Annotated in this window: 6 protein-coding genes; 2 read left to right on the plus strand and 4 right to left on the minus strand. The window is 44.6% G+C overall.

The genetic code is table 11. The features are described 5' to 3' along the window. Together CV014_RS28730 and CV014_RS28735 are read left to right on the plus strand one after the other, a co-directional pair. Nucleotides 1-656: DMT family transporter (locus CV014_RS28730; protein WP_236145130.1), on the plus strand; the 656-nt coding region annotated here is incomplete at its 5' end. Nucleotides 657-806: 150 nt separating this feature from the next. Further along, nucleotides 807-1553: a DUF6683 family protein gene (locus tag CV014_RS28735; RefSeq protein ID WP_236145131.1), complete on the plus strand. Its 747-nt coding sequence runs from the start codon at nucleotides 807-809 to the stop codon at nucleotides 1551-1553. Between the two features lie 407 nt (nucleotides 1554-1960). Here CV014_RS28735 and CV014_RS28740 read toward each other — a convergent pair whose 3' ends face one another. From CV014_RS28740 to CV014_RS28755, 4 genes are all read right to left on the minus strand, one after another. Then, nucleotides 1961-2815, minus strand: coding sequence for a hypothetical protein (locus tag CV014_RS28740; RefSeq protein ID WP_236145132.1), 855 nt, complete (start codon nucleotides 2813-2815; stop codon nucleotides 1961-1963). A 153-nt stretch (nucleotides 2816-2968) separates the two neighbouring features. Continuing rightward, nucleotides 2969-4639, minus strand: a complete 1671-nt coding sequence (gene lnt, locus CV014_RS28745) for an apolipoprotein N-acyltransferase (protein ID WP_236145133.1) — start codon at nucleotides 4637-4639, stop codon at nucleotides 2969-2971. Further along, nucleotides 4636-7227, minus strand: coding sequence for a DNA gyrase subunit A (gene gyrA / locus CV014_RS28750; RefSeq protein ID WP_236145134.1), 2592 nt, complete (start codon nucleotides 7225-7227; stop codon nucleotides 4636-4638). Before gyrA ends, lnt begins: the two co-directional genes overlap by 4 nt. 545 nt (nucleotides 7228-7772) lie before the next feature. Next, a partial coding sequence (locus CV014_RS28755; protein WP_236145135.1) for a LysE family transporter occupies nucleotides 7773-8046 on the minus strand: 274 nt, incomplete at its 5' end.

An 8046-nucleotide genomic window follows, 5' to 3' on the forward strand; every position in this document is an offset into this window, starting at 1 on the left:
ACTTAGGGGCGCGGCGGGTTTTACTCATCGGCACTCTTTCGCCTCCCGTAACTGCGATCGCTGCTAATCTAGTTTTACGAGAACAACTGCATCTGAGTGCATGGTGCGGAATTTTATTGACTATCTTGGGAGTCGCTTGGGTAATTACAGAGCGTGTTCCTGGCGATGGTGAACTTTCACCGACACACCTGAGAATAGGTATCAGCTTTGCTTTATTCGCAACCATCACTAACGCTATGGCCACAATCATTTCCCGTGCGGCTTTGACTAGCGGAAGTGTCAACCCCTTATGGGCGGCTTTATTGCGTTTGAGTGCGGCGGAAGTGATTTTATTACCGTGGGTGTGGCTACAAAGGAAAAATCAAGAATTGTCCTATCCCTACTGGCAATCAAGACGAGTGATTTTTGTTACTTGCTTCGCGGCTTTTTGCGGTACTTATTTAGGGATTTGGTTACAACAAATAGCCATTAAATTCACCGTGGCGGGAATTGCTTCCACACTTTTACAGACAAGTCCGTTATTTGTGATACCCATTGCTATATTGATGGGTGAAAAAGTGAGTTGGCGAGCGATCGCAGGTGTGATCATTGCGATCGGGGGAATTGGATTGTTGTTTTATCTCCAGGGAAATGGAAATCAAGCTGTAGGTACATAGAGAAAAAGCCCACCGTAGGTGATCTTTTTTGGCATCCTTTGTGGTGGAAAGTAAATTTGCGTAGGTGTATCATTTAAATGGTAAGTGTTAGAAATAGCACTGTAATGCTCAAGTTTTAAACTGTGTAAATCCACCCATACACGAGAACCCATGAATCCATCCATCAAAGTCATACTCACTACCGTCCTCCTTGCGGCTGTCTCTGCTAAACCTGCTTTAGCCCAGTTTGGCGCACCTAGTAGTCTCAGTTTCAGCAACATGAACGCCTACCTCAGCGTTCAGAAGAACGCTGCGCTGGTGCGTCAAACTCAGTCAAATCTCAACAGCATCAATCGGCGCAACAACAGCAGCCAGAACGCTCAAGCCACCGCCCGCACTCAAGCCCAAAACACCCCAAAAACCACCTTCCGCCCTGTCCAGCAACGCTTGCTAGTGACGCAGTTCGCCCGCAGTTTGAGTAATGACCCCACTATAGTACGCCAGTCAACCCAAGCCTTCACTGAGGGCTTCAAAGCCTTTGAGGAAGAAGCCAGGCGTTTAGGCCGCCCCAACAACGTGGCAATGGCGTTCACCTACTTGGTGGGGGTTTGCTACATGGTGTACTACGGAGAAGAACCCAGCGAAGCCGCACTGATGAATCTCCAAGCCAACAGTGACGCAGCCTTCGGTGCTTCGTCGGCCTTCCAAGCACTGAACAGCCAAGAACGCCAAAAACTTTATGAGACTTTCGTGCTGATGGCAACCCTACCGTTGGCGGGCTACACAGTAGCAACTGAACAGAACGACCAAGAGTTGCTCAATACCTATCGCGAGATTGCCGGGGTAGCTTTAGAAACTGCCCTGGGGGTGCGCCCAGATCGGTTGCGGTTCACTGCGACGGGGTTAGAACTGCGCTAAAAGCTGATAGGGGGAATGTTTTCAAGTAAAACCCTAATTTTTTCTTGAGGCGTAAGCTATACTGACTTTTCACGTTATTATGTGGAAAAGTTAACTTAACACCTAACCCCCTTCCCTACTAGGCTATTCATTCATGCTTCTTATAACCCTGATTAAGTAGCCGTCGTGAACTGCGTACACAAGAAAACGTGAAAAAGTCTTTCCCTTACACCCCTATACCCTTAAACCCCTACACCCCTTTTTCAAGTCAGTCCGACGGAAAAGTTTCTAAGTATGTAACAATAACAAAAAGTCAAACAGAAAAATGAGGGTTAAATACAACACGTTGTGTACTGTAGTTTCCCTTGGATGCCTTAGCTTGAACTAAACGTTTTTTTTGAACGCAAAAATAATAGCTCTCCTACTTACTAAATTCTAAATAAATTTTGGAAATTAGTATCTGTGTTAACAACATACTTTAACCTAAGTAATCTGTAATAAAATTCAGCCTTTTTTGTCAACTTATTAATTACTTTTTTGCTCAATGAAAGTTGAGGATGTTCAATCTCTCTGTGCATATCAAAGTATTTTCTCTTGTTTTCGAGAGAAGATTTATTTGTTTTAATTCTGGCTTGTTCAATATTATCTTTGAAAAAGGGCAGTACATCTTCACGGAAAAAGCCTATATCTATGCCGACTTTAGCGGCAGCTAATCCCATCGCAAAGCCTTCGCCGTGATAAATACCTCTCATTTCAAAAAAGTAAGAAATGCTCTGCCAAAGTTCAAAGAATTCCTTTTCTAATCCCTCCTGTCTTCTCATGACAAACATAAATTCGTGCAGCCACTGCACTTCTTGTAGCTCAATATTTAATTTTTTCGCGGCTTCTTCGATGGTTTGAATTTCCTGTTTATTAGTCATATTTTGCATATGACTAAGCAAGTTACAACCTGCTCTTGCACTGATGCCTAAAGGCCAATTCATTTCTTCTACAAAAGTACCTAGAATTCGCACATCAGAATCTAAAAACATACAACTCTCAAATAGGGAAAGAGCCTTATCTAGTACAAAACGTTTATCATGATATCCTTTGACACTTTTAAGTTTGTGATTGAATCCAATAACGTGAGGGAAGTCTTGAAAATCTTCTGGCTGATCAGTTAAGACACATAGATTTATATTGGGGGTATATTGCTGTATGTCTTGGGCAAGCATTCTTGTATGCTTACGATATCTTTCACCTACTGCTAATGTGCAGAAGCAGAAATCTTTAGATTCACTCATATAAGATCACAAAACTTATTGATTATGCGATTTTATATTACCCATAAAAACTCTCATTTCACTAAATATAAACACTGGTATTATAGATTTGTATTTACACAGCAGTCTGGAAAAAATGTGAGGTGGTAATCCCCATATCCTGGGATGTAGTGATTATCGTCTTAGCTGACTGTTGAGTAATTTAGATATAATTCCCAACCCTAATAATAAAGGTGTCAACCAATCACCCCAGCGCACATATAAAGTTTTAGTCTGCCTTTTGTAGATAGTTTCCGCATGGGTTTGATAGGTGTTATAGCCAGAAATCCAGAGAGTTTGTCCGTGAGGAGTAACAAAAGCTGAATATCCGGTGTTGGTTGCCCTAGCAGACCATCTATCTGTTTCAATCGCCCGTATGATATCCTGGGCATGGTGTTGGAATGGCATGGCGGCACTATAATGGGCATCGTTGGAAGAACTTAAAATAAATTCTCCCCCCGCAGCCGCTTGACGACGAAATACTTCAGGAAAGGCTGATTCATAGCAAATCCCGACAATTGCCCGTCCCAAGGGAGTGTCAAAAATCTGATTCGATGAACCATGTACTTGATGTTCATCTAGAGGTGATAAGCGTTGAATCAAAGCACCCAAAACTTCCTCAAAGGGGATATATTCACCCAGGGGTACTAATTTAGATTTATCGTAGCGGCTAATCAGTTCACCTTGGCTATTGACTGTAAATAAACTGTTGGTGTAACTGCGTCCTTGACTACCAAAAGCCCCTACCCAAGCAATCACACCCTTTTCTTGAATAGCTGCAACTAAGGGAGTCATCGCCAAATTTTTGTCAAAAAAAGGCATCGCCCCTTCTGGAGTTAAAACAGCATCTACACCTTGATTGACTAATGTTAAATATCCTTCTGTGTAACCCCGAATGGCGCGTTGTACTCCTTCGGGAAGTAGCTTAATTTTATTGGGAATATTGCCCTGAACAATCCCGACTTTTAAAGCGGCGTTTGGGGGTTGGGCGATGGGGCGAGTGTATAAAAATAAGCCTAGCAGGTGGAGGGATATTAGTAAAGTTGTGGCGATCGCTAAATGTTTTAAGGGTGTAGGGGTGTAGGGGTGTAGGGGTGTAGGGGTGTAGTTTTTATCTTTATTGCGTATTTCATCACGTTGGTTTCTAGCTTGCTGGTAACTAAGCCAGGCTTCGGCAATTAGTCCATTAATAGCGACAATCGCGGCTGTGACGGTGTTTGGCCCTGATAGTTGTCCTAGATGTAAAATTACCAGATTATGCGGGCTTTGAGTGTAAGCTAGAGAACTCCACCACAAAGGCCCCGCACTCCACAGGCTTTCTAGGGCGCACCAAAGGGCTGTACCTACTAAAACCCGTAGTAAAGATGATGACAATTTGAGCCAGGATAATACACCCGCCCAAATTACCAGAAATATTCCCCCCCAGAGGCTAATAAATGACCAGCAAAAAACGGTGATAGCGAGACTCGGCCACCAAGGCACACCCAACCAATCCATCGGATGAATGCCGGTAATCCAAAATAAAGCTACACCGTGATAACCAACACCCCAGAGTAAAGGCATAAGAAGGAAGGGGCGCAGGGGAGCAGAGGAGCAGGGGAGAAAAACATCCTCCCCCCTGCCCCCTGCCCCCTGCCCCCTTGCCACTATCGCCCACAGGGGGGCTAGGGCTACCCACGCCATGAACCATGCGCCTACGGGGGCGACGGTTAACCCCATCGCCACCCCACTACCAAGGGCGAGTAAAAGGTAGAGGACAAAAGGGAAAATGGCTTTTGTCCTTTGACTTTTAACTTTTAACTTCATTCCGCCTCTTCTGTTTCGGCTGTATCAGCTGTGTCAGGAGGCACAATTGCTACTCCGGTAATGGCATCGTCTTCATCGAGGCGTTGCACTCTTACCCCAGTGGCCGAACGGGATTGGATAGAAATGGCGTTCACCGCTTGCCGAATAATAATGCCGCGACTTGTCACCATCATGATTTCGTTGTCGTTGTTGACTATACCCAGGGTGGCTAACTGGTCTTTGGTTTTACGGTTTTTAAATTTGGTTGCCATCAAACCTTGACCGGCACGATTTTGCAGGCGGAATTGGGCAACGGGGACACGTTTGCCGTAGCCTCCAGTTGTGATGACTAATACCCAAGGGCCGACACTGGCGTTAGCTGGAACTTCGGTGGTTTCTTCGGTGGTTTCCAGTTCTTCAGTTTCCAGTTCTTCGGTATCTACTTCCTCTGTATTTAAAGTGTCCAGAATGGCGGCTGGTAAAATATCCATCCCGACGAGTTCATCCCCTGGTTTGAGTTTCATGGATTTCACTCCACGGGTAGCCCTGCCCAAAGGACGCAATTGTTCATGATTACATCGAAAGTGAATCGCCATCCCGTGGCGAGAACCCACAAGCACGCTATCCTCAACTCTGGCGCGACGTACCCAACGCAGTTGATCCCCTTCTTCTAAGGAAATGGCGATTAAACCATTGGCGCGAATGTTACTAAAGGCTGCTAGTTCTGTTTTCTTAATGTTGCCGCCTTTGGTGAGCATGACTAGATATTCTTCGCTAGTAAACTCATCGACAGGGACAATTGAGGTGATTTTTTCTTCTTTGGGGATGGGGAGTAACTGCACAATGGGTGTACCGCGACTGGTGCGAGAACCCACGGGGATTTGATAGGCTTTGAGACAGTAGACGACACCGCGATCGCTAAAGAATAAAACGCTATCGTGATCACAGCAAGTCAAGAAATGTTCTACTGTATCATCGTCTTTCACCTTGGCGGCGGCTTTGCCTCTGGTGGCGCGGCTTTGGGCTTCAAAGGTGTTGACGGGCATCCGTTTGATATAGCCTTGTTCGGTGACTAAAATTAAGGCTTTTTCGTTGGCGATTAAGTCCCGTTCATCAATTTCCCCTTCGGCGTGGGTGATGACTGTGCGTCGGGGTGTGGCAAAGCTGGTTTTAATTTGGGTAACTTCGGTTTCAATGATTTCTAAAATCCGTTCCCGCCGTGCCAAAATATCCTGCAAATCCGCGATTTGAGTTTGTAAATCTTCGTGTTCTTGGCGGATTTTGTCGGCTTCTAGGGCTGTTAATCGCCGTAGCTGCATTTGCAAAATCGCATCGGCTTGCACTTCCGATAGGCCATAGGTGGTAATTAACTCACCTTTAGCTGTGGGTGCATCGGGGGCATGACGAATTAGGTTGATAATGGCATCTAACTGAGCCAAGGCAATTAGTAAGCCTTGTAGGATGTGGTCACGTTCTTCCGCTTTTCGCAATTCGTAACGGGTGCGTTTGGTAATCGCTTCGATGCGAAAATCTAGGAAGACGTTGAGGAATTGCTTGAGGGTGAGAATTTGCGGTTCACCATTGACTAAGGCCAACATATTGGCACCAAAGTTGGCTTGCAGTGGTGTTTGCTTGTAGAGGTTATTTAAAACGACGCGGGGGTAAGCATCGCGCTTGAGTTCGATGACGATTCGCATCCCGTCGCGATCGCTTTCGTCTCTGATATCTGCAATGCCGTCAATCCGCTTATCATTCACCAACTCGGCAATTTTTTCAATTAATGCCGCTTTGTTGGTTTGATAGGGTAATTCGGTGATGATGATGGCTTCTCTGTCGGGGCGGCCTCGCTGTTCAATGGTTTCGATGTTGGCGACACCACGCATGGTAATTGAACCCCGGCCTGTGGTGAAGGCTTCTTTAATCGCCGATGTGCCGAGAATTTGTCCGCCCGTGGGGAAGTCTGGCCCAGGAATATGTTGCATTAACTGCAAATCGGTGATTTCGGGGTTGTGAATCAACGCCACCAAACCATCAATCAGTTCACCTAAGTTGTGGGGGGGAATGTTCGTTGCCATCCCTACCGCAATTCCCGAAGAACCATTCAGCAGTAGTTGGGGAATACGGGAAGGTAAGACGGTCGGTTCTTGCTGTGAACCATCGAAGTTATCAATGAAATCTACGGTGTCTGATTCGATGTCTTGCAGTAGGGCTGCACTAGTTAACGCTTGCAGACGGCACTCTGTGTAACGCATCGCCGCCGGTGGGTCGTTATCCACCGAACCAAAGTTACCATGACCGTTAATTAAGGGCGATCGCATGGAAAAATCCTGCGCCATCCGCACCAAGGCATCGTATACTGCTGTATCACCGTGGGGGTGGTATTTACCCAACACTTCCCCGACGACACGGGCGCATTTCCGAAAGGGGCGATCGTGGGTTAGCCCTAACTCGTGCATGGCATAGAGGATGCGACGATGCACAGGTTTTAGACCATCCCTGGCATCTGGTAACGCCCTGCCCACAATGACACTCATGGCGTATTCCAGATAAGACCGGGACATTTCATTCCGCAGATCCGTCGGGATAATCCTCTCCTGTGAGGTTGTCATAAACTAAAAAACTCCAAAGAACTTAGATTTTAGCCTTCGTACTTGACAAAGCGCAAAATTATGCCAAATTTCTCTTGAATAATTGCCATATTTTGATACAATTCTAACACATTCTTCTCTCAGTCTGCCGAGGAGCGAAACCATCTATTTACGCCCAAAATCATGGGTAAATGCAGTTAATTAATTGAAATACATTTTTAATTGTTAATTTTTAAATTAGAATTCCCTCAAAAGATTATTCCGCCTTGAGTTGAGCAAATATCAAGGTAACATTGGAACGAGAAATAAATCCCCACAATTAGCCCAAATAATTGGCAAAAAATAGCTAAAATTTAGTCATTTTTGATCACAACAAAATAGCGTTGATTGGTGTATACAATAATCCGAGTTGATTATTGCGATTACTTACTTAGGGAGAGAACAGGGAACAGGGAACAGGGAACAGGAAAAAGAGAACAGAGATGTACTGAATTTTTTCAGGAATCGACTAGAGTCCTAGATAACAATAACTTATATCGTGTATTAAGAGAAAAAATCTGATTAAGCTAAGGCTTGATGAATAAAAATAAACCTACAGCAATCATGATAAAACCAGCAATAAAATTAATAATTTTTCTGGTTTGATGCCGAATCAGCAATCTAGCTCTATCTGCCATGAAAGCATAAACAATTTTAACTCCACCTACAGCTAATATAGTAATTAAGATAATTATCATAGTATCTAAATAAGATATCTGAGAAATATCCAAAAAGGCAGGAAAAAATCCCAGATAAAATAAAGTGGCTTTTTGATCACCCAATGTAATTAAAAGTCCAGTC

The sequence above is a fragment of the Nostoc sp. CMAA1605 genome (assembly GCF_021596505.1).
Lineage (GTDB): Bacteria > Cyanobacteriota > Cyanobacteriia > Cyanobacteriales > Nostocaceae > Trichormus.